Source organism: Streptomyces sp. NPDC001781, assembly GCF_053596035.1.
Genome location: NZ_JBSFFI010000007.1, coordinates 218,224 through 240,855 on the forward strand (window position 1 = coordinate 218,224; position 22,632 = coordinate 240,855).

At 72.0% G+C, this 22,632-nt stretch carries 23 protein-coding genes and 3 tRNA genes; 11 read left to right on the plus strand and 15 right to left on the minus strand.

Translation table 11 applies throughout. The features are described 5' to 3' along the window. Positions 1 to 106 precede the first annotated feature (106 nt). Positions 107 to 685: an SSI family serine proteinase inhibitor gene (locus ACWCV3_RS09510; protein ID WP_451220824.1), complete on the minus strand. Its 579-nt coding sequence runs from the start codon at positions 683 to 685 to the stop codon at positions 107 to 109. 200 nt (positions 686 to 885) lie between these two features. Here ACWCV3_RS09510 and ACWCV3_RS09515 point away from each other — a divergent pair. From ACWCV3_RS09515 to ACWCV3_RS09555, 9 genes are all read left to right on the plus strand, one after another. Continuing rightward, positions 886 to 976 (plus strand) — tRNA-Ser (locus tag ACWCV3_RS09515). A gap of 214 nt (positions 977 to 1,190) precedes the next feature. Further along, positions 1,191 to 1,263, plus strand: a tRNA-Arg gene (locus ACWCV3_RS09520). A 475-nt stretch (positions 1,264 to 1,738) separates the two neighbouring features. Next, entirely contained in the window at positions 1,739 to 2,614 is an 876-nt protein-coding gene (locus ACWCV3_RS09525) for a DUF2797 domain-containing protein (RefSeq protein WP_451220827.1), read from the plus strand. A 73-nt stretch (positions 2,615 to 2,687) separates the two neighbouring features. Beyond that, positions 2,688 to 3,428, plus strand: a complete 741-nt coding sequence (locus ACWCV3_RS09530) for a response regulator transcription factor (RefSeq protein WP_451220830.1) — start codon at positions 2,688 to 2,690, stop codon at positions 3,426 to 3,428. Beyond that, positions 3,425 to 5,020 (plus strand): ATP-binding protein, encoded by a 1,596-nt coding sequence (locus tag ACWCV3_RS09535; protein ID WP_451220833.1) that lies wholly within the window; start codon positions 3,425 to 3,427, stop codon positions 5,018 to 5,020. Before ACWCV3_RS09530 ends, ACWCV3_RS09535 begins: the two co-directional genes overlap by 4 nt. 14 nt (positions 5,021 to 5,034) lie before the next feature. Next, a complete protein-coding gene (locus tag ACWCV3_RS09540) occupies positions 5,035 to 6,351 on the plus strand; it encodes a glycosyltransferase (RefSeq protein ID WP_451220836.1) in 1,317 nt (438 codons plus the stop codon). Continuing rightward, positions 6,348 to 8,498 carry an ArnT family glycosyltransferase gene (locus ACWCV3_RS09545; RefSeq protein WP_451220839.1) on the plus strand — a complete coding sequence of 717 codons (2,151 nt, stop codon included), beginning with the start codon at positions 6,348 to 6,350 and terminating at the stop codon, positions 8,496 to 8,498. The genes ACWCV3_RS09540 and ACWCV3_RS09545 overlap by 4 nt, the downstream gene beginning before the upstream one ends. Before the next feature lie 61 nt (positions 8,499 to 8,559). Then, positions 8,560 to 9,999, plus strand: a complete 1,440-nt coding sequence (locus tag ACWCV3_RS09550) for an MFS transporter (RefSeq protein ID WP_451220841.1) — start codon at positions 8,560 to 8,562, stop codon at positions 9,997 to 9,999. 69 nt (positions 10,000 to 10,068) lie between these two features. Then, positions 10,069 to 10,848 carry a TetR/AcrR family transcriptional regulator gene (locus tag ACWCV3_RS09555; RefSeq protein ID WP_451220844.1) on the plus strand — a complete coding sequence of 260 codons (780 nt, stop codon included), beginning with the start codon at positions 10,069 to 10,071 and terminating at the stop codon, positions 10,846 to 10,848. A 38-nt stretch (positions 10,849 to 10,886) separates the two neighbouring features. Here ACWCV3_RS09555 and ACWCV3_RS09560 read toward each other — a convergent pair whose 3' ends face one another. The 4 genes from ACWCV3_RS09560 to ACWCV3_RS09575 all read right to left on the minus strand — a co-directional run bounded on the left by ACWCV3_RS09560 (position 10,887) and on the right by ACWCV3_RS09575 (position 15,495). After that, on the minus strand, positions 10,887 to 11,357 hold the full coding sequence (locus tag ACWCV3_RS09560) for a PPOX class F420-dependent oxidoreductase (protein WP_451220847.1): 471 nt from the start codon (positions 11,355 to 11,357) through the stop codon (positions 10,887 to 10,889). 189 nt (positions 11,358 to 11,546) lie between these two features. Continuing rightward, positions 11,547 to 12,368: a YceI family protein gene (locus tag ACWCV3_RS09565; RefSeq protein ID WP_451220850.1), complete on the minus strand. Its 822-nt coding sequence runs from the start codon at positions 12,366 to 12,368 to the stop codon at positions 11,547 to 11,549. A 93-nt stretch (positions 12,369 to 12,461) separates the two neighbouring features. Next, entirely contained in the window at positions 12,462 to 14,990 is a 2,529-nt protein-coding gene (locus ACWCV3_RS09570; protein WP_451220853.1) for an MFS transporter, read from the minus strand. Positions 14,991 to 15,003: 13 nt separating this feature from the next. Further along, a complete protein-coding gene (locus tag ACWCV3_RS09575) occupies positions 15,004 to 15,495 on the minus strand; it encodes a MarR family winged helix-turn-helix transcriptional regulator (RefSeq protein WP_086690073.1) in 492 nt (163 codons plus the stop codon). Positions 15,496 to 15,700: 205 nt separating this feature from the next. Here ACWCV3_RS09575 and ACWCV3_RS09580 point away from each other — a divergent pair, with 205 nt between their 5' ends. After that, positions 15,701 to 15,895: a hypothetical protein gene (locus ACWCV3_RS09580; protein ID WP_451220856.1), complete on the plus strand. Its 195-nt coding sequence runs from the start codon at positions 15,701 to 15,703 to the stop codon at positions 15,893 to 15,895. Between the two features lie 95 nt (positions 15,896 to 15,990). Here the strand turns inward: ACWCV3_RS09580 and ACWCV3_RS09585 are convergent, their stop codons facing one another. From ACWCV3_RS09585 to ACWCV3_RS09620, 8 genes are all read right to left on the minus strand, one after another. Next, positions 15,991 to 16,950 (minus strand): RNA polymerase sigma factor SigF, encoded by a 960-nt coding sequence (locus ACWCV3_RS09585; protein ID WP_451220859.1) that lies wholly within the window; start codon positions 16,948 to 16,950, stop codon positions 15,991 to 15,993. 313 nt (positions 16,951 to 17,263) lie between these two features. Beyond that, positions 17,264 to 18,115, minus strand: a complete 852-nt coding sequence (locus ACWCV3_RS09590; protein ID WP_451220930.1) for an RNA polymerase sigma factor SigF — start codon at positions 18,113 to 18,115, stop codon at positions 17,264 to 17,266. Between the two features lie 185 nt (positions 18,116 to 18,300). Next, positions 18,301 to 18,594 carry a Dabb family protein gene (locus ACWCV3_RS09595; protein ID WP_404709123.1) on the minus strand — a complete coding sequence of 98 codons (294 nt, stop codon included), beginning with the start codon at positions 18,592 to 18,594 and terminating at the stop codon, positions 18,301 to 18,303. 28 nt (positions 18,595 to 18,622) lie between these two features. Continuing rightward, complete coding sequence (locus ACWCV3_RS09600; protein ID WP_451220862.1) at positions 18,623 to 18,802, minus strand: hypothetical protein; 180 nt, start codon at positions 18,800 to 18,802, stop codon at positions 18,623 to 18,625. Between the two features lie 160 nt (positions 18,803 to 18,962). Beyond that, positions 18,963 to 19,047, minus strand: a tRNA-Ser gene (locus tag ACWCV3_RS09605). Between the two features lie 69 nt (positions 19,048 to 19,116). Beyond that, complete coding sequence (gene tadA / locus ACWCV3_RS09610) at positions 19,117 to 19,548, minus strand: tRNA adenosine(34) deaminase TadA (RefSeq protein WP_451220933.1); 432 nt, start codon at positions 19,546 to 19,548, stop codon at positions 19,117 to 19,119. A gap of 59 nt (positions 19,549 to 19,607) precedes the next feature. Continuing rightward, positions 19,608 to 20,144, minus strand: coding sequence for a tRNA adenosine deaminase-associated protein (locus ACWCV3_RS09615; RefSeq protein WP_451220936.1), 537 nt, complete (start codon positions 20,142 to 20,144; stop codon positions 19,608 to 19,610). Positions 20,145 to 20,461: 317 nt separating this feature from the next. Beyond that, positions 20,462 to 20,686 (minus strand): hypothetical protein, encoded by a 225-nt coding sequence (locus ACWCV3_RS09620; protein WP_451220865.1) that lies wholly within the window; start codon positions 20,684 to 20,686, stop codon positions 20,462 to 20,464. A 96-nt stretch (positions 20,687 to 20,782) separates the two neighbouring features. On the opposite strand from ACWCV3_RS09620, the gene upp reads away from it, so the two are divergent. After that, entirely contained in the window at positions 20,783 to 21,418 is a 636-nt protein-coding gene (gene upp / locus ACWCV3_RS09625) for a uracil phosphoribosyltransferase (protein WP_030806344.1), read from the plus strand. 63 nt (positions 21,419 to 21,481) lie between these two features. On the opposite strand, the gene ACWCV3_RS09630 is transcribed toward upp, so the two are convergent. Together ACWCV3_RS09630 and ACWCV3_RS09635 are read right to left on the minus strand one after the other, a co-directional pair. Then, entirely contained in the window at positions 21,482 to 22,123 is a 642-nt protein-coding gene (locus ACWCV3_RS09630) for a LytR C-terminal domain-containing protein (protein WP_451220868.1), read from the minus strand. 123 nt (positions 22,124 to 22,246) lie between these two features. Continuing rightward, positions 22,247 to 22,543, minus strand: coding sequence for a type II toxin-antitoxin system VapB family antitoxin (locus ACWCV3_RS09635; protein WP_003986294.1), 297 nt, complete (start codon positions 22,541 to 22,543; stop codon positions 22,247 to 22,249). Positions 22,544 to 22,632 lie beyond the last annotated feature (89 nt).

Here is a 22,632-nt window from a genome sequence, read left to right on the forward strand (position 1 = left end):
TCCGCGGTAGGCGACTTGCCGCTGACGTGCGCCCGGGCCCGCTGCCGCCCCCTCCGTCCGGCATCCGCCGGCTGCGCGACCACTCCCTGAGACCTTCGCCGGACCTTTACGGGGATTTCCACGCCCCGGCACTCGGCAGGAACGGCACCAGCCGGTCCCAGCGGGCGATCTCGCAACCGTCGCGCCGGCTGAAGTCGGCGTCCACGGGACGGCCGGCCCAGGAGCCGGTGACATGGGCGGTGGCGGGTCCGCCGTCGATCATCGTGCAGACGCTGTCCGGGGGGACGGGGGCGAAGGTGTCCCGCCCCCACTGGGTTTCCTTGTCGAGGACCCGGCAGGCGGCGGCGGGGTCGGGGTGATCGCCGCCCTCGGGATGGCAGAAGAGTTGCCGCACGCCGTCCCGCCCCGGCCCGGCCCCGCGGACGACGAGGGTGAGGTGGTCGCCGGTCCGGTCTTCGGGGAGCGGGGGTGGGGGGAGGGCGGGGGTGGCGGAGACGGAGGCGGGCCGGGCCGGTGCGGTGCGGACGGGGATCGCCGAGGCCGCCGGCCTCGCCCCGGCGTGGGCCGGAGCCGCTTGGGCCGGGGCGGCGGCGGGGGAGGGGGCCGCCTCGGCCGGGGCGGCGGCGAGTCCGCACAGGAGGGAGAGGGCGAGGGGCGCGACGGCGCGCCGCGGGAGAGCACTCATACCCACCCCAACGCGCGTCCCCGCCGTACGTTGCGCCCCACCTGCGGACACCTACCGCTTCAGCGGTGCGCGCCTCGCCGGGGAAGCCCTTTGCCCTGCGGGCCTGGTGCCTAGTACCGTGGGGGTCGATTGGTGACACCGCGCTTGCCTGTGTCATCATCTGCACGCACCGTTCGCGCGCTCGCGGGAGTGGTTGTGCTGGAGGCGTCGCCTAGTCCGGTCTATGGCGCCGCACTGCTAATGCGGTTTGGGTCTTAAAGCCCATCGAGGGTTCAAATCCCTCCGCCTCCGCACCTGATCCGAAGCCCCGGTCCGTCTGGACCGGGGCTTCGGCGTTGCGGGGGTCTGCGCGGACGGGATCCCGCGGTCGAGGTTTCGACGTTTTCGCAGGTCAGGCAAGGTGCGGGGAACGGATTTCACATGACGGCGGCAGTCATGTAATGTTCTTCCTGTCGCCGGGACGGGCCGAAAGGCCAGGGAAACGGAGACAAAAACAAAAGAACAAGCACTCGTAGCTTAACGGATAGAGCATCTGACTACGGATCAGAAGGTTGCAGGTTCGAATCCTGCCGAGTGCACAGTAAAGAGGCCCCGGAGAAATCCGGGGCCTCTTGCGTTCGTGGTGAGAAGTGGGACGGGGCGAATCCGCACCGATCCGCCCGGTGGCGCTGGTCCTCGGTGACGGCCTGCCGGTCACTTCTCGTCGTCATCGCCTCCGGACGTAGGCCAGGGCGATCCCGATCACCGCCAGTACGCCGACCATGGTCACGAACCAGGTGGGCATCAGTTCGAGCCCCTTGTAGGCGAGCGGGGTGGTCATGGGCATCTGTCCTCCTCGAGTGCGAGCAGAGCTCGGATGCCCGGTGCCGAGACCGAGATGCACTGCCCGGCTGGGCCGTAGCCTCTTGCGGTTTCGCAAGAGGGGGATCGGTGCGGCCGGTCTCTGCGAGGTCGGCCACGCCACCGTCCGGCTGGAGGAGTGCGGCCTCCGGGCCGGCGAGGCCCTCGCCGCCGTACGGGCGGTGTCGGCGGCATCTCCTACCCTCACGAGTGATGGCAGCACAGATGTGGACGTGTACGGGACTGCGCTGGTCCGCGGAAGGACCCGTGCTGGTCTGGTCCGGTGGCCGGCGCAGCGCGCTGACGTGGGGGAAGCGGGTCGCCTTCGGCGTACGGGAGGACACCGTCCGGCGCTGCGTCGGCGCGCGGGGCCACGCGTGCCCCACCCGCGGCCCGGTACCTGCGCGCAGCACCGGCGCCCGCTGCGAGGAGTGCGCCCGGCTGGACCGCGCGCACTCCGTGGCCGCCGACACGATCGCCGACGATCCCCGCCCGTACCGCGTCTACCTCGCCTGGTTCGGCCCCGGAATGGTCAAGGTCGGCATCACCGCCGTCGAGCGCGGTTCGGCGCGGCTGCTGGAGCAGGGTGCCGTCTGTTTCACCTGGCTCGGTACCGGCCCGCTGATGGCCGCCCGGCGCACCGAGGAACTGCTGCGGGCCGCGCTCGGCGTCCCGGACCGGATTCCGTACGCCGGCAAGCGCACCGTACGGGCCGCTCTCCCGGCCGGTCCCGGGGAGCGGGCGGCGGAGGTGCGGGAGCTGCACGCACGGGCCGTCTCCCTGGCGGACTGGCCCGGCTCCGTCGTACGAGAACCGTGCCGCGTCATCGACCACATGGACGACTTCAACCTGCTCCGGGCCGGGCCCGCCACCGGCGCCGTGACCGAGCTGGTCGCCGGAGGACACCTGGCCGGGGAACTCGTCGCCGCCGCCGGACCCGACCTGCACCTGGACACCGGGGGAGCCAGAGGCGTACTCGTGCTCGACACCCGGCTGCTCCCCGGCTGGGAACTGATCCCGGCTCAGCAGTACGGCGAAATCACCGTGCAGGTAAAGGACTTCGGGGCCCGCCAGGACGGCCTCTTCTGACTCTCACGCCTTTCTCAGTGAAATCACAGACTGGCGAAAGGCCTCTCTCAGAGGGTGCCGACAAGGTCTCACCATGACCACGACCTCGCCCCAGGGGCGCACCGAACTGCTGAGGCCGGACGGCAGCCCCGTCCGCGTGCTGGTGGTGGACGACGAGCTGTCGATCACCGAACTGCTGAGCATGGCGCTGCGCTACGAGGGCTGGCGGACAAGGAGCGCGGGGGACGGGCAGGGCGCGCTGCGCGCCGCGCGCGAGTTCCGGCCCGACGCCGTGGTGCTGGACATGATGCTGCCGGACATGGACGGCCTGACCGTGCTGAGCCGGCTGCGCCGTGAACTCCCGGACGTACCGGTGCTGTTCCTCACCGCCAAGGACGCGGTGGAGGACCGTGTCGCGGGGCTCACCGCGGGCGGGGACGACTACGTCACCAAGCCGTTCAGTCTGGAGGAGGTCGTGGCCCGGCTGCGGGGGCTGATCCGGCGCTCCGGAGCCACCGACCGGCGCCCGGAGTCCGTACTGGTGGTGGGCGACCTCAGTCTGGACGAGGACAGTCACGAGGTCCGGCGGGGCGAGGAGTCCATCCACCTGACCGCCACCGAGTTCGAGCTGCTCCGCTTCCTGATGCGCAACCCGCGCCGGGTGCTGAGCAAGGCGCAGATACTGGACCGGGTCTGGTCGTACGACTTCGGCGGGCAGGCGAACGTCGTGGAGCTGTACATCTCCTACCTGCGCCGGAAGATCGACGCCGGCCGCGAGCCGATGATCCACACCCGCCGGGGGGCGGGCTACCTGATCAAGCCCGCCGTGTCGTGAGACCGGTACGCCGGGCGGGCACCCCGCGCACCCTGCGGACGCGGCTGGTGGTCGCGTCCGTCGTGCTGATCGCCGTGGTCTGCGCGGTGATCGGTACGGTGACCACGCTCGCCCTGCACGAGCACCTCTACCAGCAACTGGAGGGCAAGGTAGGGGAGATGGCCGAGCGGGCGGTCGGCCGCCCGCACCTGGCCCCCGGCACGCCGGACCCGGCCGCCGCCGCGCTCGCCTCGGCGGCGGCCGGCGAGAGCCCCGCCGAGCGGGTCACCACCCTGCTCACCCGCGGCCCCGTCCAGAAGCAGACCGTCGCCGCCTACGTGCGCGACGGCTCGATCGTCTCCGGTGCCGTCTCCGAGGAGCAGAAGGACGGCAGCGGAGCCTTCCGGCGCATGCGCGCGGTCCAGCTCGGCCGGGCCCGGACCGACGCCCTCGCCACCGTCCCCCGGGACGGCGCGGCCCACACCGTCCGTCTCCCCGGTCTCGGCGACTACCTCGTCCGGTACGCGCAGAGCCCCGACGGCGCCGACCGGTACTACGTCGCCCTGCCCACCGCCGAGATGGACGGCGTCGTGGACACCCTGGTCCTGGTAGAGGTCTGCGTCACCGTCGCCGGTCTGGTCGCCGCGTCGCTTGCCGGAACCCTCATCGTCGGCGTCGCCACCCGCCCGCTGCGCCGGGTGGCCCGTACCGCCACCCGCGTCTCCGAACTCCCCCTGCACAGCGGCGAGGTGAACCTCAGTGAGCGTGTGCCGGAGTCCGAGTGCGACCCGCACACCGAGGTCGGCCGGGTCGGCGCCGCGCTCAACCGGATGCTGGACCACGTCAACGGCGCCCTGCACGCCCGGCAGGAGAGCGAGACCCGGGTCCGGCGCTTCGTCGCCGACGCCAGCCACGAACTGCGCACCCCGCTCGCCTCGATACGCGGCTACGCCGAGCTGACCCGGCGCGGCGGGGAGCCGGTCGGCCCGGACACCCGGCACGCGCTGGCCCGCATCGAGTCCGAGGCCGGCCGGATGACCCTGCTGGTGGAGGACCTGCTGCTGCTGGCCCGGCTGGACGCGGGCCGCCCGCTCCAGTTCGACCGCACCGACCTGGTTCCGCTGGTCGTGGACACCGTCAGCGACGCCCGCGCGGCCGGGCTCGACCACTCCTGGCGGCTCGACCTGCCCGACGCACCGGCGCCGGTGACCGCCGATGCGGCCCGGCTCCAGCAGGTCCTGGTCAACCTGCTGGGCAACGCCCGCAGCCACACCCCGCCGGGCACCACGGTGACCGCGCGGGTGCGCAGGGAGGGCGACCGGATGTGCGTCCTGGTGGAGGACGACGGTCCGGGTGTCCCGGCCGCGCTGCTGCCGCACGTCTTCGAGCGGTTCGCGCGCGGCGACTGTGCCCGCACCCGTGCCACCGGCTCCACCGGGCTCGGCCTCGCCATCGTGCGGGCCGTCGTCACCGCGCACGGCGGCACCGTGGACGTGGAGAGCCGGCCCGGCCGGACCGTGTTCACGGTACGGCTGCCCGCGGCCGGACCCGAGCCCATGATGCGCTCACAGCCGGACCACAGCGTCATCACACAGGCCCGACAGGGGAGTTGAGAAGAGTCGGTCCCATGCGAACCGACTCTTCTCCCGCCGCTCTCCCGGCACGGGAGCACCTCCCGGCCACGGCCGCCGGTACCCCGGTGCTGGACGTGGTGATCCCCGTCTACAACGAGGAGAAGGACCTGCGCCGGTGCGTGCTCGGACTGCGCGAGCACCTGGCGCGTACCTTCCCCTACGCCTTCCGGATCACCATCGCGGACAACGCCTCCACCGACGGCACCCCGCTCATCGCCGCCGAACTCGCCGCCCGCTGGCCGGAGGTGACCGGCGTCCGGCTGGAGCACAAGGGCCGGGGACGTGCCCTGCGCACGGTGTGGTCCACCTCCGACGCCCCGGTCCTCGCCTACATGGACGTCGATCTGTCCACCGACCTCAACGCCCTGCTCCCGCTGGTCGCGCCGCTGATCTCGGGCCATTCCGACCTGGCGATCGGCTCCCGGCTGAGCCGGACGTCGCGGGTGGTGCGCGGCCCGAAGCGGGAGTTCGTCAGCCGGGCCTACAACCTGATCCTGCGCGGCTCGCTCCAGGCGCGGTTCTCCGACGCCCAGTGCGGCTTCAAGGCGATCCGGCGCGAGGTGGCCCAGGTGCTGCTGCCGCTGGTGGAGGACACCGGCTGGTTCTTCGACACCGAGATGCTGGTGCTGGCCGAGCGGGCCGGGCTGCGCATCCACGAGGTGCCGGTCGACTGGGTCGACGACCCGGACTCCACCGTCCACCTCGTGCGCACCGCGACCGACGACCTGTTGGGTGTGTGGCGGGTGGGCCGGGCGCTGACCACCGGGTCGCTGCCGCTGGACCGGCTCGCCCGGCCGTTCGGCGACGACCCCCGCGACCGCGAGATCCCCGACGTGCCGAAGGGGCTGGCCCGCCAGCTCGTCGGGTTCTGCGTGGTCGGCGGTCTCTCCACCCTTTTCTACCTGCTGCTCTACAGCCTCTTCCGGCAGTTCGGCGGCTCCCAGGCGGCCAACGCGCTGGCCCTGCTGCTCTCCGCGCTCGCCAACACGGCCGCCAACCGGCGCCTCACCTTCGGGGTGCGCGGCCGGGGCGGAGCGGTGCGGCACCAGGCACAGGGGCTGGCCGTCTTCGCGATCGGCCTCGTCCTGACGAGCGGTTCGCTGGCCGCCCTGAACGCGGCCGGCACCAGCCCCGCGCACAGCACCGAGATCGCTGTCCTGGTCGTCGCCAACCTGGCCGCGACCGTCCTGCGCTTCCTCCTCTTCCGCGCCTGGGTCTTCCCGGACCGCCGGGATCCGGCGCCGGCACCCGCCCCGACCCCACCCGTTTCCGCCGAACCCACCACCACCGCTACGGGGGACCCCCGATGACCACCCAGTACGACCGGCCCCCGCGGGTCGCCGGGCTGCCCCCGGTACGACGGGCCTCGCTCCCGCAGCGGGCGTGGCGAGGCCGCGCCGGGGATCCGGGCTGGGCCCGCCCCGCGTTCTGGGCGCTGCTCGCCGCGACCCTCGTGCTGTACCTCTACGGCCTGAGCGCCTCCGGCTTCGCCAACTCCTTCTACTCGGCGGCCGTGCAGGCGGGCAGCACCTCCTGGAAAGCCTTCTTCTTCGGCTCGCTGGACGGCGGAAACGCCATCACCGTCGACAAGCCCTCGGCGTTCCTGTGGCCCATGGAGCTGTCGGTGCGGATCTTCGGCCTGAACTCCTGGGCGGTCCTGGTCCCGCAGGTCCTCATGGGCGTCGGCTCGGTGGCGGTCGTGTACGCGGCCGTACGGCGCCGGTTCAGCGCGGTGGCCGGCCTGGTCGCGGGCGCGGTGCTGGCGCTGACCCCGGTGGCGGCACTGATGTTCCGGTTCAACAACCCGGACGCGATGCTGGCCCTGCTGATGACGCTGGCCTGCTACTTCACCGTCCGCGCGGTCGAGGACGGCCGGACCCGCTGGCTGGTGTGGGCGGGCGTGGCCATCGGCTTCGCCTTCCTCGCCAAGACCCTCCAGGCGTTCCTGATCCTGCCCCCGCTGGCGGTCGTGTACGCGGTCTGCGCACCGGTGCGGTTCGGCAGGCGGCTGGTCCAGCTCGGACTGGCCACGCTCGCGATGGTGGTGTCCGGCGGCTGGTGGGTCGCGGTGGTCGAACTGTGGCCGGCCTCCTCCCGCCCGTACGTCGGCGGCTCGCAGCACAACAGCTTCCTGGAGCTGACCTTCGGCTACAACGGGCTCGGCCGGATCAACGGCGACGAGACCGGCAGCGTCGGCGGCGGAGGCATGGGCGGTGGTGGCCGCTGGGGCTCGACGGGCTGGGACCGGATGTTCGGCGCCGAGGTCGGCGGCCAGGTCTCCTGGCTGCTCCCGGCCGCGCTGATCCTGCTGGCCGCGGGCCTGTGGGCCACCCGGAGGCTGGGCCGCGCCTCGGTCACCCGTGCGTCGTTCCTGGTGTGGGGCGGCTCGCTGCTGATCACCATGGCGGTGTTCAGCTACATGGCGGGCATCTTCCACCAGTACTACACGATCGCTCTCGCGCCCTACCTCGCCGCCGTGGTCGGCATGGGCGCCGGGCTGCTGTGGGAGCGCCGCACGGAGACCTGGGCCGGCCGGGTGCTCGCCGCCGCCTCGGCGGCCTCGGCCGCCTGGGGGTACGTGCTGCTCGACCGCACCCCCGACCACCTGCCCTGGTTGAGGTGGCTGGTGCCGGCCGGAGGTCTGCTCGCCGCGCTCGGTCTGCTGTTCCTCGGGCGCGCGCCCCGGAACGCGGCCCTCGCCTCGGCCGCGCTGGGTCTCGTCGCGGCGTTGGCCGGGCCGACGGCGTACACGCTGAGCACGGTGAACTCGGCTCACACCGGTTCGATCCCGACGGCCGGACCGGCGGGCGCGAGCATGATGGGCTTCGGCCGTCCGGGCGGCCGGGGCGAGGGCATGCGCGGCGGCTTCCCCGGCGGGATGCCGGGCGGCCAGGGCCAGGCCCCGCCCGGTGGTGCGGCGGGCCAGGGTCTCCCCGGCGGGGGCTTCCCCGGCCAGGGCGGTCCGGGCGGCGGCCAGAGCGAGGGCCAGGGTGGTCAGAACGGTCAGGGCTTCCCCGGCGGAGGCTTCCCCGGCCTCCCCGGCGAGACCGGCCGCGTGGGCGGCGCCGGCGGCCTGCTGGACGGCGCCGAGGTGTCCGCCCAGGCCAGGAAGCTCCTCCTGGCCGACGCCGGTTCCTACACCTGGGTCGCCTCCTCCACCGGCTCACAGAACGCGGCCGGTTACCAACTCGCCACCGGTGAGCCGGTGATGGCGATCGGCGGCTTCAACGGCACGGACCCCTCCCCGACCCTCGCCCAGTTCCAGCGGTACGTCGCCGAAGGCCGGATCCACTACTACATCGCGGGCGGCGGCATGGGCGGCACCGGCGAGGCCCGAGGCGGCACGGGCGGCGGCGGCACAGCCTCGGCCATCGGTACCTGGGTCGAGGCCAACTTCGAGAAGGTGACGGTCGGTTCGGCCACCCTCTACGACCTCACCCGGAAGACGTCCGGCTGACCGGAAACACCGGCCGATAATGCCGTACACCGTACAAGGCCATCGCTATACGGTGTACGGCATGTCCGCTCCCGACGTCTCGGCACCACCGCTCACGAAGGCCCCCCAGGGCCACCCGCGCCGCTGGCTGATCCTCGGCGTGATCTGTCTCGCCCAGCTCACCGTGCTCCTCGACAACACCGTGCTGAACGTGGCGATCCCCTCGCTCACCCACCGGCTGCACGCGGCCACCTCGGACATCCAGTGGATGATCAACGCGTACTCCTTGGTCCAGTCCGGCCTGCTGCTCACCGCGGGCAGCGCCGCCGACCGCTACGGCCGCAAGAAGATGCTGATCGCGGGCCTCGCGGTGTTCGGGCTCGGCTCGCTGGCCGCCGGACTCTCCACCACCACCGGCCAGTTGATCGCGGCGCGCGCGGGCATGGGCATCGGTGGCGCGCTGCTGCTGACCACCACGCTCGCGGTCGCCATGCAGATCTTCGCGCCCGAGGAGCAGCCGAGGGCGATCGGCATCTGGGCCGCGGTCAACTCGCTCGGGTTCGCGGCCGGCCCGCTGATCGGCGGTTTCGTGCTCGACCACTTCTGGTGGGGCGCGATCTTCCTGATCAACCTGCCCGTGGCCGCCCTCGGCGTGGTCGCCGTGGTGGCCCTCGTGCCGGAGTCCAGGGCCGCCCGTGCCGTCGGCGCCGAGGGCCTGCCGGCCCGCCCCGACCTGCTGGGCGCGCTGCTCTCCACGATCGGCATGACCGCCCTGGTGTTCGCGGTCATCTCCGGCCCGCGCCACGGCTGGACCTCGCCCCGCGTCCTCGGCCCGGCCGCCGTGGCGGTGGCCGTGCTGGCGGTGTTCGCGTACTGGGAGAGCCGGGTCGAGGAACCGATGCTCGACCTCGCGTTCTTCCGGGACCGCAGGTTCACCGGCGCGGTCGCGGGCGCGGTGCTCATCACCTTCGGCATGGGCGGCGCCCTGTTCCTCCTCACCCAGCACCTCCAACTGGTCCTCGGATACGGCCCCTTGGAGGCGGGCGCGCGCACCGCACCGCTGGCGCTCACCGTGGTCCTGCTCAACTTCAGCGGGGTGTCGGCGAAGTGGGCCGCCAAGCTGGGCACACCGGTGGCGATCGCGCTGGGCATGGCGCTGATGGCGGGCGGCCTGGTCTCCATCGCGGAACTGGCCTCCTCCGGGTACGCGGGGACGCTGCTCGGCCTGGTGCTGATCGGCGCCGGGTGCGCGCTGGCCAACCCGGCCATGGCGCACGCCATCATGAGCGCCATCCCGCCGGAGAAGGCCGGGGTCGGCGCCGGGATCAACGGCACGCTGGCCGAGTTCGGCAACGGACTCGGGGTGGCGGTGCTGGGCGCGGTGCTCGGCTCGTTCCTGGCCGACGGCCGCACCCTCTCGGCCGGGCTCAGCGCCGGTCAACTGGTCGGCGCCGTCTCCGTGCTGGCCGGTGGCCTGGTCGCGGCGGCCCTGCTCGGGCGGGCCCAGCGCGATGCCGCGTGAGCCGGAGCGGCCGAGCCGCCCGGACCTGGCAGGGTGTGCGGTGAGTGACGGCCGGCGGAGGGAAGCCCGATGGTGAAGGAAGGCGGCCCCCATGAGGACCGCCCGGCAGAGGCCGAGCGGAGCCGCAGCGTCTGGGCGAGCGGCAAGGAGCGGCGCGGCCGGCGCGGCAGGCCCTCCGGCCTGGACCGGGGCCGGATCACCGCGACCTCGGTCGCCCTGCTGGACGCCGAGGGCCTGGACCGCTTCTCGATGCGCCGCCTGGCGGGTGAGCTGAACGTGACCGCCATGTCCCTGTACTGGTACGTCGACACCAAGGACGACCTGCTCGAACTCGCCCTGGACACCGCCTTCGGCGAGCTTTCGCTGCCGGACGCGCAGGACACGGGGGCCGACTGGCGGGCGCAGTTGCGCACGCTGGCGACCGAGTACCGGGCGATGATGGTCCGCCACCCGTGGCTGTCCCCGATCGCGGGCCGCTTCCTCAACATCGGCCCGAACTCCCTGGCCTTCTCCCGCGCGGTGCAGCGGGTGGTCGGCCGGGCGGGGCTGCCCGCGTACGGGGTGACCGGCGCGATCTCGGCCGTCTTCCAGTTCGTGTACGGCTACGGCACGATCGAGGGCCACTTCCACGCCCGCATCGCGGACACCGGGCTGAGCGCCGACGAATACCTCCAGCAGTCCCTCACCGTCGCCTCCGAGGTGGCCGGCACCTCCGAGGCCATGCGGGAGTCCCGCGCCCTGATGGACGCACGCGGCGGGGACACGGTGCAGGAGATGCTCGACCGGGACTTCGTCTTCGCGCTGGACCTGCTGATCGCGGGCATCGAAGCGATGGTGGCCCGTGGCTGACCCCGCCGGGGTCGGCCACGGGCCACCGCGACGGCGCTCTACGAGCCGGACGCGAGCCGCGCCGGGAACCCGCCCGTCGCCACCGGCCCCCACCGCTCGGGCGTGACCCGGATGATGGACTTGCCCTGCTCGGCCATGGCCCTGCGGTACTCGTCCCAGTCCGGGTGCTCACCGGCGATGTTCCGGTAGTACTCCACGAGCGGCTCGATGGACTCCGGAGTGTCCAGCACCTCGGCCGTGCCGTCGATCTGGACCCAGGGGCCGTTCCACTCGTCGCTCAGCACGATCAGGCTGACCCGCTCGTCCCGCTTGGCGTTGCGGGTCTTGGCCCGCTCCGGGTAGGTGGAGGCCACGATCCGGCCGGAGTCGTCCACCCCGCAGGTCAGCGGGGATCCCTGCGGCGAGCCGTCGGAGCGCCGGGTCAGCAGGATGGCGCGATGACGGGGGCGTACGAAGTCCAGCAGTTCCGGCAGGGTCACTTTGGTGTTCGTAGCGATGTTGGGAGCCATGCGCCGAGCCTAAGGGCTGTCCCGTGGTCCGCGGCGGGCGCGCGACGACAGCCACGGCACGTCGCCGCGTTGCCGGATCGCCCGCCTACGCCCGGTATGCGGACCACCCGCGGCCTTGCGACGCACCGCATCCGACGCCGCGCGCTGATCCACCGGGGATCACGGGACAGCCCTCGAGGACGTGTTCCGTCAGAGCGACGGCAGCGTGTCGCCCTGGACCGCCTGGATGTCCAGCTCGATCCGCAGGGTGGTGCCGATGGCGGCGATGCCGGCCTGGAGAACCTGGTTGTAGTTCATGGCGAAGTCGTCCCGGTGCAGCTCGGCCGTCGCGCGGAACGCGGCCCGCGTGCCGCCCCAGGGGTCGGCGCCGGTGCCGAGGTAGGCGAGGTCCAGGTCGACCGGGCGGACGATCCCGTGCATCGACAGCTCGCCGTGCACCGTCCACCGGTCGGGACCCGCCTGGGTCAGCCCGGCCGAGCGGTAGGTCAGTTCGGGGTACTTCTCCACGTCCAGGAAGTCCGCGGAGCGCAGGTGGGTGTCCCGCATCCCGTTGCCGGTGTCGATGGACTCGGCCCGGATGACCGCCTCCACGCGGGACCGGGTGATGTCGTCGGGCGCGATCTCGATGCTCCCGCCGAACTCGGTGAACCGGCCACGCACACTGGAGATGCCCAGGTGCTGCGCGACCGCGCCGACCGAGGAGTGCACCGGGTCGATGGTCCACGGTCCGGGCGGCGGCAGCTCGCTGCCGCCCTGACGGGCCAGGGTGACCGCGCCGACCTCGGCGCGGCCGCTCGCGGTGACCAGCGCGCTGGAGGCGACGGGCGCGTATCCGACAGCGGTCACGATCACCGTGTACGCCCCCGGGGCCAGCGCGGTGCCGTCGCGCACCACGCCCTCGGCGTCGGCCTCGGCCCGCAGCACCTGCGTGCCGGTCATGTCGGCCACCGTGACCACCGCGTGCGAGACGGCCCAGCCGTCACGGGTGCGGATCCTCGCGGTCAGTGCCATGGCGTTCTTCTCCCTGCGCGGCTGAGCGCGCGTCGATCAGGGGACCGGCCCGTGGCCCGCGCGTTCGGCGGGGCCACGGGCCGGTCGGATGAACTACTCGCCGGGGTGGGCGAGTTCGATGTCGTGTCCGTCCGTGCCGGTACCGGCGACGGTCAGCGCGGTGGCCACCGGCGGGTAACCCGTGGCGATCACGGTGTACTCGCCGCCGTCCAGGTCGGTGAAGGCGTACGCGCCGTCCGCACCGGTGGTGGCGGTGCCGACCACGTTGCCCGCCTGGTCGACCAGGGTGACGCGGGCGTCGGCCAGCGGACCGTGCGGGGCCCGGACGACACCGCCGAGCAGCGCGCCGGTGTCCAGGTCGACCTCCACGCGGGTGATCCCGGTGGTGGCGACCTCCACGGGCAGCGCGCGCGGCCGGTAGCCGGCGGCGTTGACCGCGATCGTCACGGTGCCGGGCACCAGCTCGGTGAACCCGAACTCGCCCTGCTCGCCGGTCTGCGCCGCGGCCAGCAGATCACCGCGCACGTCGGTGACGACGACCATCGCGTCCTTCACCGGCAGCGCGTTCCCGGCAGCCCGGACCACACCGGTCAGCCCGCTGGTGCCGCTGAGCAGGATGTCGTACGACAGCGGCTCCTCGCCCACCACGACGGTGGACGCCTGCGGCTGGAAGCCGTCGGCGGAGGCGATCAGCACGTACGAGCCGGTGCCGGGGGCGCCGAGCGCGTAGGAGCCGTCGGCCTGGGCGACCGAGCGGCCGAGCTGGCGGCCGGCCAGCGAGATCAGCGTGACCGCCGCACCCGGGACCGGGGCGCTCTCGGCGCCGCGCACGAAGCCGCGCACCGGGGTGCCGCCGGCCGGAGCGGACTCGCCGGCCATGGCCACGGCCGTCACCTGCGGGACGGTCGCGGTCGCGGCGGCGGTGCCGTCGGCCGAGGGGGCGCCCTCGGTGGTGGCGACGGCCATGGCCGGGACCTGCTGGGCCTCGGCGACCGCGGGGGCGGCGGCCGGGTCGGTGACGGGGGACTCGGCCTCGGAGGACTGCGCGAGCGCGCCCTTGGTCTTCAGCGGGACCTCCTTGATGAACAGCGTGATCAGGAAGGCGATGGCGGCGAGGGCACCGGCGATCATGAAGACGTCGGCGATGCCGTGGCCGTACGCGCTCTCCAGCAGGTTCCGGATCGGACCCGGCAGCGAGTCCATGTCCGGAATGGTGTCGGTCGAACCGGACTTCGCCATCGCGGCCTGGTACTTCGGGCTCAGCGAGCCGATGCCGTCCGTGACGTAGTGCGTGATCCGGTGGGCCATCACCGCGCCGAGCGCCGAGACGCCCACCGCGCCGCCGAGGGAGCGGAAGAAGGTGACCGTGGAGCTGGCCGAGCCGAGGTCGGAGGGCGCCACCTGGTTCTGCGTGGCGAGCACCAGGTTCTGCATCATCATGCCGATGCCGAGACCCAGCAGGGCCATGAAGATGGCCATCTTCCAGTAGTCCGTGTCGTACCGGATGCCGCCCAGCAGGAGCAGTCCGGCGGTGACCAGGACGCCGCCGCTGACCAGCCACGCCTTCCAGCGGCCGGTGCGGGTGATGAACTGGCCCGAGACGGTCGAGGAGACGAACAGACCACCGATCATCGGGATGGTCAGGACGCCGGACATCGTCGGGGACTTGTCGCGGGCGAGCTGGAAGTACTGGCTGAAGAACACGGTGCCGCTGAACATGGCCACGCCGACGAACAGCGAGGCGAGCGAGGCCAGCGTGATGGTGCGGTTCTTGAACAGGCGCAGCGGGATGATCGGCTCGGTGGCCTTGGCCTCGACGAGCACGAACAGCGCGCCGAGCACGATCGAGCCGGCCACCATCGCGTAGGTCTGCCAGGACAGCCAGTCGTACTTGTCACCGGCGAAGGTGACCCAGACCAGCAGCAGCGAGACGGCCGCGGAGATCAGCGCGGCGCCGCCCCAGTCGACCTTCACCTCACGCTTGACCACGGGCAGGTGAAGGGTCTTCTGGAGCACGATCAGCGCGATGACCGCGAACGGGACACCGACGTAGAAGCACCAGCGCCAGCCGAGCCAGGAGGTGTCGGTGATGACACCGCCGAGCAGCGGGCCGCCGACGGTGGCGACGGCGAAGGTCGCGCCGAGGTAGCCGGAGTAACGGCCGCGCTCACGCGGGGAGATCATCGCCGCCATGACGATCTGCGCCAGGGCGGACAGACCGCCGACGCCGATGCCCTGCACGACGCGGCAGGCGATCAGCATGCCGGGGTTCTGCGACAGACCGGCCGCCATCGAGCCGACGACGTAGATGACCAGGGCTATCTGGACGAGAGCCTTCTTGCTGTACAGGTCGGCGAGCTTGCCCCACAGGGGGGTGGCGGCCGTCATGGACAGCAGGGCCGCGGTGACGACCCAGGTGTAGGCGGACTGGCCGCCGCCGAGGTCACCGATGATGTGCGGGAGGGCGTTGGAGACGATCGTGGACGACAGGATCGCCACGAACATGCCGAGCAGCAGCCCGGAGAGCGCCTCCATGATCTGCCGGTGGGTCATCGGGGCCTCGCCGGCCCCGCCCCCGTGCTTGGCGTGAGCCCGCACACCGGATGGTGTGGTCGTTGCCATGGGCTTCCTTTACTTACGTGATCGCGGGTGTACGGGTTTCTGCGGAAACGGGAGCGGCCGGTCTCGGCACACCGGAGCGGCAGTCGCCGAACGACGCGCGCAGCCGGGTCATGAGCTGGATGAGCTGGGCGACCTCGTCGTCGGTCCAGTCGCTCAGCCGCTCGGCGAGCAGCCGACTGGTGCGCAGCGACAGCTCCACGAGCTGGTCGTTGCCCGCGGGCGTCAGCCGCAGGATGCGCGAGCGTTTGTCCGCCGGGTCCGGCGACCGCTCGATCCAGCCGCGCGCGGCCACGTGGGCGACATGCCTGCTGGTCACCGACATGTCGACGGCGAGCAGCTCGGCGAGCTTGCTCATGCGCATCTCCTCGTGGCGGCCGAGCAGGGTCAGCACGGCGGCCGAACCGGCCGGGCAGTCGGGCGGGAGTATCCGTCCGATGTCGCGCTTCACGGCGCCGACGGCACTGAGCTGACGTGCCAGCTCCTCGAACTGCGCCTGCTCGGCCATCACACCTCCCGTATTCGTTGCTTTGGGCAACCATAGAGATGCTTGGTTGCTGTAGGCAAATAAATCGGCGGCCGAAGGCGCAAAAACTTGGCAAAGGCAAGTATTACGATCGTAAACGTGCAGGTGGACGCGGGTGACCTGCCCGCCTCTGTCCCCATGGCCCCGCACTTGGGGTGGGCACCCGGATTCGCTAGTGTCTCGGCCCATGGCTAACACCCAGGGCCCCCAGGGCAATTACGACCCCGCCGGCAGCACCCAGATGTTCCGCGCGTTCGTCGACGAGACTCCCCCGGCTCGCCAGCAGGAGGCGGCTTCCTCCGGTCCCCGCGTCGGCCTGATCATCGGCGTCGTCGTGGCCGTGGCCGTCGTCGCGGCCGTCGCCTGGCTCGCGCTGAAGTGATCCCCGGCTCCTTCGCGGAGCCTCCTTCGAAAGGCCGCGGCCCGCGTCCGCGCCGAAGCGCGCGACACGGGCCGGGCGGGCCTGCGACAGGTCCGTCAGTCCGAGACGAGACCCTCGCGGAGCTGGGACAGCGTGCGCGTCAGCAGCCGCGAGACGTGCATCTGGGAGATGCCGACCTCCTCGCCGATCTGCGACTGGGTCATGTTGGCGAAGAAGCGCAGCATGATGATCCGGCGCTCGCGCGGCGGCAGCTTGGCCAGCAGCGGCTTGAGCGACTCCCGGTACTCCACGCCCTCCAGCGCCGTGTCCTCGTAGCCGAGGCGGTCGGCCAGCGAGCCCTCGCCGCCGTCGTCCTCCGGGGCCGGGGAGTCGAGCGAGGAGGCGGTGTAGGCGTTGCCCACCGCCAGACCGTCGACCACGTCCTCCTCGGAGACGCCGAGCGCGGCCGCCAGCTCCGGCACGGTCGGGGAGCGGTCCAGCCGCTGGGACAGCTCGTCGCTCGCCTTGGTCAGCGCCAGGCGCAGCTCCTGGAGCCGGCGCGGCACCCGCACCGACCACGAGGTGTCGCGGAAGAACCGCTTGATCTCGCCCACGACCGTCGGCATGGCGAACGTCGGGAACTCCACGCCGCGTTCGCAGTCGAAGCGGTCGATCGCCTTGATCAGCCCGATGGTGCCGACCTGGACGATGTCCTCCATCGGCTCGTTGCGCGAGCGGAAGCGGGCCGCCGCGTACCGCACCAGCGGGAGGTTCAGCTCGATCAGGGTGTCCCGGACGTAGCCCCGCTCGGGGCTGTCCTCACCGAGCGCGGCGAGCCGCAGGAACAGGGAGCGGGAGAGCGTGCGGGTGTCGATGTCCCCCGAGGGCAACGGCGGTTCCGCGGCCTCCTCGGCGGACACGGCCGTGTCGGGCGCCGGTGCCGGGACGGCGGGGGCGGGCACGGCGTCGAGGGCCGGAGCGCCCTCGAAGCCGTCGAGGACGTCGAGAGCGTCGAGCTTCTGCGGCGCTGCCACGGTCTTCGTGAGCACCTTCGAGCTGCCCTGTTCTGCGGACATGCCACCCCCTTTGGGTCGCGGGACGGTCGCGGCGCACTGCCCTGATCGGACAGCGCGGCCTTCACCTGAATACCGGCGCCGAAGCTCCGGCAAACGCGCTTCCCGCAGAATGTCACATGTCGGCAACGCGCTGTAGTGACATGTCGACACGTGAGACGCCAAAAAGCCCTGGCAGAACGGGGTCTGACGGGCTTTCGGCGCACAATTGCCGACACTGCCGACGTACCGTGATTCGCTCCTGGCAGTGATCATTCGATCCCGCATGCGAACGGCCGCCACCTGCGGTTTTCCGTTCCGTGCTCCCGTGCGCCGGTCATGCCTCGATCCGGTTGGCCGATCTGAGCCGCTGGAAGCTCCGGGCGAGCAGCCGGGAGACGTGCATCTGGGAGACGCCGAGTTCGGCGCTGATCTGCGACTGGGTCAGGTTGCTGTAGTAGCGGAGCAGCAGGATGCGCTGCTCGCGCTCGGGGAGCTGGACCAGCAGGTGCCGGACCAGGTCGCGGTGTTCCACGCCGTCCAGTGCCGGGTCCTCGTACCCGATCCGGTCCACCAGCCCGGGCAGCCCGTCGCCCTCCTGCGCGGCCTCCAGCGAGGTGGCGTGGTACGAGCGTCCCGCCTCGATGCAGGACAGCACCTCCTCCTCGCTGATCCTGAGGCGCTCGGCGATCTCGGCGGTGGACGGCGATCTGCCGAGCGCGGTGGTGAGGTCCTCGGTGGCCCCGTTCACCTGCACCCACAGCTCGTGCAGCCGGCGCGGCACGTGCACCGTGCGGACGTTGTCCCGGAAGTACCGCTTGATCTCGCCGACCACGGTGGGCATGGCGAAGGTGGGGAACTGCACGCCCCGGTCCGGGTCGAAGCGGTCGATGGCGTTGATCAGCCCGATGGTGCCGACCTGGACGACGTCCTCCATCGGCTCGTTGCGGGAGCGGAAGCGGGCGGCGGCGTACCGCACCAGCGGGAGGTTGGCCTCGATGAGCGCCCCGCGGACCCGGTGGTGCTCCGGGGTGCCCGCTGTCAGGTTCTTCAGCTCGCCGAAGAGCACCTGGGTCAGGGCGCGGGTGTCGGCGCCCCGGCGCTTCTCGGGAGGGGGCGCGGCGGAGGGCTCGGGGAGGGTCGCGGGCGCCTCCGCCTGGGGCGGCGCAGTACTGGCCGACACGGTCAACGCCACCTCTTCATCGGTCAATCATCCGTCAAAAGCGGTCATAGCATCACAAGACATGTGCACTGTGTGCAAGCACCGCATAACGTCGTGTTGGCCCTCAAACGACGCCAATGGGCGGATCGCCGGACAGTGGAAAGCCCCCCGCCGTAACGGCGGAGGGCTCGCGCTCAGGGCCTGCCCGGCCCTCAGAACTCGTAGTCGGCGATCACCCACGTGGCGAACTCCCGCCACAGCGCCACGCCCGCCTGATGCGCGGGGTGGTCCAGGTAGCGCTGAAGGGCGCCGGTGTCCTCCACGGAGGAGTTGATGGCGAAGTCGTAGGCGATCGGACGGTCGGTGACGTTCCAGCCGCACTCCCAGGAGCGCAGCTCGTCGATCTGGCCGCCGAGCGCGCGGAACGCGGCCACGCCCTCCCGTACGCGCGGGTCGTCGCGCTCGACACCCTCGTCGAGCTTGAACAGGACCAGGTGCCGGATCATGCGGCGTACCTCTTGCTCTTTCGGCCGGTCAGTTCTTCGCGCCGCCCACGACCCAGGTCATGAAGTCCCCGATGGCCCCGGCGGCGTCCGATATGCCCTCGAAGGCTATCTGGACGTAGTCGGCCGCCCTGGCCGGGTCGGTGATGATCACGTACATGGCGAAGACCACGAGCGCGAACACGACGATCTTCTTGGCGTTCACCGCCACCGCGGCCTCCCCTGTCCCATCGGCCCCACTGACCTGCCTGCGGCGGCGAGTGTAACCGCCACGGGCCGCCGTGTGCCCAACAGGACGGCCACGATTGTCAATTGAGGGTCCGAACCGGGACGCACGAAGGGCCCCGTCCACAGACGGGGCCCTTCTCAAGCGGTAGCGGAGGGATTTGAACCCTCGGTGACTTGCGCCACACTCGCTTTCGAGGCGAGCTCCTTCGGCCGCTCGGACACGCTACCGAGGGAGACCTTACAGCAAGGTGCCCCATGGGCAGAAATCGATACCCGGAGCCGTCCTCGGCAGGGATTTCAGCGCCCTCTGAAGAACTCCGTCAGCGGCCGGGCGCACTCCTCGGCGAGCACGCCCTCCACGACCTCGGGCCGGTGGTTGAGCCGCCGGTCGCGTACGACGTCCCAGAGCGAGCCGGCCGCGCCCGCCTTGTCGTCGCGGGCGCCGTAGACGACCCGTTCGACGCGGGACTGCACCAGCGCGCCCGCGCACATCGTGCACGGCTCCAGGGTCACCACCAGCGTGCAGCCGGTCAGCCGCCACTCGCCGAGCGCGGCGGCGGCCCGGCGCAGCGCCAGCACCTCGGCGTGGGCGGTCGGATCACCTGTCGCCTCACGCTCGTTGTGCCCGGCGCCCAGCACGGTGGTGCCGTCCGGACCGAGCACCACGGCGCCCACCGGGACGTCACCGGCGAGGGCGGCCCGCCCGGCCTCGGCCAGGGCGAGCCGCATCGCCGGGCGCCAGGGGCCGCGCACCGGGTCCACGGTTCCTCGGGTCTCGTGCGGCGCGGTCAGCGGACGGTCTCCAGGACCTCCGAGGCGCCCAGCACCTCGGCGATCGTGCCCAGCGCGTCGTTCGCGTCCAGGGCGCGCAGCTCCCTCTCGCCGATCCCGAGATCGCCGAGGATCTCGCGGTCGCCGACCGGGCTGTGCGGGACGGCGTCGGCGTCCGGGGACTCCTCGCCGCCGCCGTCCTCCTCGGACTCGCCGTCCTCGGTTCCGTCGAGGTCCAGGGAGTCCAGGTCGGGCCCGTCGTCCGCGCCGGGCTCGCGGCCCAGCAGCTCGTCGGTGAGGAGCAGCTCCCCGTAGGCGCTGCGGGCGGCTGCGGCCGCGTTCGAGACGTAGATACGGGGGTCCTCCTCCCCGTCCACCCGGACGACCCCGAACCAGGAGTCCTCCTGCTCGATCAGGACGAGCACCGTGTCCTCCTCCGGCGACGCCTCGCGGGCGAGGTCGGCCAGATCGGACAGGGTCTCCACATCGTCCAGCTCCGTGTCGCTCGCTTCCCACCCGTCTTCGGTGCGCGCGAGCAGTGCGGCGAAGTACACCGTGACTCTCCCACTGGTCATAGGTGTGCCGGTCGGGGGGTCCCCCCGGCGGAGGTCCGGGCGGGAGGAGCAGGTGCGCTCCCGGTCCGCCCACTGGGAATCGTGGCAGAAACAAGTCGTTCAGGGGACGTCTTCGGCTCCCTGTGTCCGGCTGTTTCGGCCGTCCGTCACCGAACGGCCGACCGTGGGCCCGTGAAGGGCTCACCAGCCCACCCGTTGCCGCCACCTGCGGATCGTACGCGGCGTCGCGAGCGCCGATCATCCTCGCCGGGAGCTTTCCCCGGTACCTGCTGACAAGGACCGTACGACGGCCGGGGCTACCAGCGGAACGTTCGCATGCGCATGGCGTGGCGCAGCCGGGCCGCCTTGGCCCGGCGCGGCTGGACCCGGTCGCGCAGTTGCCGCGCCTCGGCCAGGTCGCGCAGGAACTGGGCCCGGCGGCGCCTGCGTTCGGCGTCCGTCTCGGGCCGCGGGGGCCTGAAGGGCCCGGTCTCCCCGGTCGTCGCCGGGCCGTTGTTCGGCAGGTTCGGCAGGTCAGCCACGGTTTCACCACCCCGGTCGGTCCTGTGCGCATTCCCCCGTACGGGCGGTTTGATGCCGACACGAGGCACAGGGCGGGCACCGTTACTGTTGAAGACATGCGTCTCCACGTCGTCGACCACCCCCTGGTCGCTCACAAGCTCACCACGCTGCGCGACCAGCGCACCGACTCCGCGACCTTCCGCCGTCTCGCCGACGAGCTGGTCACCCTGCTCGCCTACGAGGCCACGCGGGACGTGCGCACCGAGGCCGTCGACATCCAGACGCCGGTCGCCCGGACCACCGGCGTCAAGCTCGCCCGCCCGCGCCCGCTGGTGGTGCCGATCCTGCGCGCCGGCCTCGGCATGCTGGACGGCATGGTCCGGCTGCTGCCGACCGCCGAGGTGGGCTTCCTGGGCATGATCCGCAACGAGGAGACGCTCCAGGCGGAGACCTACGCCTCCCGCATGCCGGACGACCTCTCCGGCCGCCAGGTGTACGTCCTGGACCCGATGCTGGCCACGGGCGGCACCCTGGTCGCTGCCATCCGTGAGCTGATCGGCCGCGGCGCCGACGACGTGACCGCCGTGGTCCTGCTGGCCTCCCCCGAGGGTGTGGAGATCCTTGAGCGCGAGCTGGCCGGCACCCCGGTCACCGTGGTCACCGCCGCGGTGGACGAGCGCCTGAACGAGCAGGGCTACATCGTCCCCGGCCTGGGCGACGCGGGCGACCGCCTGTACGGCGCGGCCGAGTAGGCACGCGGACAGCAGGAGGGGGGCCACCCGACCGGGTGGCCCCCCTCCTTCGTGCCGCCGGGTTCAGCAGGTCTTCTTCTCGGTGGTCGTGACGGCGGCCACCTGTTCCGGCGCGGTCAGCCTGGTCACCGCGCTGTCGGCCGCCGGCCGCTGGGTCAGGGCCTTGAACCGGTCCCCGATGACCAGGTCCAGCTCGGTGCCCTTGCGGGCCGCGTCGGTGCGGCGCTCGGCGTCGGTGAGCTGGGTGCTCAGCACCGGCAGCGTGGTGTCGAGGGCGGTGGCGGGACCGATGAGCATCCCGGTGCCCTTGACCTTCTTGTCGAACTGCTTGGCCGCGTTGCCCACGTCGCCGATCTTGAAGCCGCGCTTCTTCAGCTCGTCCGCCGTCTGCTTGGCGAGCCCGGAGCGCGTGGTGGCGTTGTAGACGTTCACGGTGATGGTGCCGGGCTTGGGCAGGGCCTTGACCGGCGCCGCCTTGGCGACCTTGGTGCGGCAGTCCGCCGCGTGGCCGGACACCGAGCCGTCGCCGCCGGTGAAGACGTCGATGAGCTGCAGCGTGCCCCAGCCTGCGACGCCCAGCGCGGCCACGGAGGCCACGACGGCGGCGACGAGCCTGCCGCGTCGCCGGGGCGGGCGCATCCGAGGGTAGGTGTCCCCTGTGATCCGGTATTTACCGCCCATGCCGGGGGGAGTCAGCATGCTCATGAGCGCAGCGTAGTGCGCCGAGGCCGCGATGCCTATTAGATGATCAGTCCATCCGGCGTAGCCGGACCCGAAAGGGGTAACCGGCGGGCCGTACGGGCCAGTCGGGCTTGCCCGAAGAGGCCGTCAGCCCAGCTCGAGCACGCGGGCGTGCAGCACCTGGCGCTGCTGGAGCGCGGCGCGGACCGCGCGGTGCAGCCCGTCCTCCAGATAGAGGTCGCCCTGCCACTTCACGACGTGGGCGAAGAGGTCTCCGTAGAACGTGGAGTCCTCGGCGAGCAGCGTCTCGAGGTCGAGCTGCTGCTTGGTGGTCACGAGCTGATCGAGGCGGACCGGGCGCGGCGCGACGTCCGCCCACTGCCGGGTGCTCTCCCGGCCGTGGTCGGGGTACGGCCGGCCGTTTCCGATGCGCTTGAAGATCACACGGAAAGCCTACCGGCCCAGACGTTCCGGGCGCAGCCATGGCGGCGGAGTGCGACGCTGAAAAAGACACGGCAAAGCGGGCATTACGG

Bases quoted from the DNA above. Each gene is read 5' to 3' on its own strand.
- ACWCV3_RS09575 (WP_086690073.1), bottom strand. From the start codon at position 15,495: ATGGCCGAGCAGGCGCAGTTCGAGGAGCTGGCACGTCAGCTCAGTGCC.
- ACWCV3_RS09525 (WP_451220827.1), top strand. From the start codon at position 1,739: ATGGCAGCACAGATGTGGACGTGTACGGGACTGCGCTGGTCCGCGGAA.
- ACWCV3_RS09585 (WP_451220859.1), bottom strand. From the start codon at position 16,950: ATGTCCGCAGAACAGGGCAGCTCGAAGGTGCTCACGAAGACCGTGGCA.
- upp (WP_030806344.1), top strand. From the start codon at position 20,783: ATGCGTCTCCACGTCGTCGACCACCCCCTGGTCGCTCACAAGCTCACC.
- ACWCV3_RS09595 (WP_404709123.1), bottom strand. From the start codon at position 18,594: ATGATCCGGCACCTGGTCCTGTTCAAGCTCGACGAGGGTGTCGAGCGC.
- ACWCV3_RS09570 (WP_451220853.1), bottom strand. From the start codon at position 14,990: ATGGCAACGACCACACCATCCGGTGTGCGGGCTCACGCCAAGCACGGG.
- ACWCV3_RS09565 (WP_451220850.1), bottom strand. From the start codon at position 12,368: ATGGCACTGACCGCGAGGATCCGCACCCGTGACGGCTGGGCCGTCTCG.
- ACWCV3_RS09555 (WP_451220844.1), top strand. From the start codon at position 10,069: ATGGTGAAGGAAGGCGGCCCCCATGAGGACCGCCCGGCAGAGGCCGAG.
- tadA (WP_451220933.1), bottom strand. From the start codon at position 19,548: ATGCGGCTCGCCCTGGCCGAGGCCGGGCGGGCCGCCCTCGCCGGTGAC.
- ACWCV3_RS09545 (WP_451220839.1), top strand. From the start codon at position 6,348: ATGACCACCCAGTACGACCGGCCCCCGCGGGTCGCCGGGCTGCCCCCG.
- ACWCV3_RS09550 (WP_451220841.1), top strand. From the start codon at position 8,560: ATGTCCGCTCCCGACGTCTCGGCACCACCGCTCACGAAGGCCCCCCAG.
- ACWCV3_RS09630 (WP_451220868.1), bottom strand. From the start codon at position 22,123: ATGAGCATGCTGACTCCCCCCGGCATGGGCGGTAAATACCGGATCACA.
- ACWCV3_RS09580 (WP_451220856.1), top strand. From the start codon at position 15,701: ATGGCTAACACCCAGGGCCCCCAGGGCAATTACGACCCCGCCGGCAGC.
- ACWCV3_RS09560 (WP_451220847.1), bottom strand. From the start codon at position 11,357: ATGGCTCCCAACATCGCTACGAACACCAAAGTGACCCTGCCGGAACTG.
- ACWCV3_RS09540 (WP_451220836.1), top strand. From the start codon at position 5,035: ATGCGAACCGACTCTTCTCCCGCCGCTCTCCCGGCACGGGAGCACCTC.
- ACWCV3_RS09530 (WP_451220830.1), top strand. From the start codon at position 2,688: ATGACCACGACCTCGCCCCAGGGGCGCACCGAACTGCTGAGGCCGGAC.
- ACWCV3_RS09510 (WP_451220824.1), bottom strand. From the start codon at position 685: ATGAGTGCTCTCCCGCGGCGCGCCGTCGCGCCCCTCGCCCTCTCCCTC.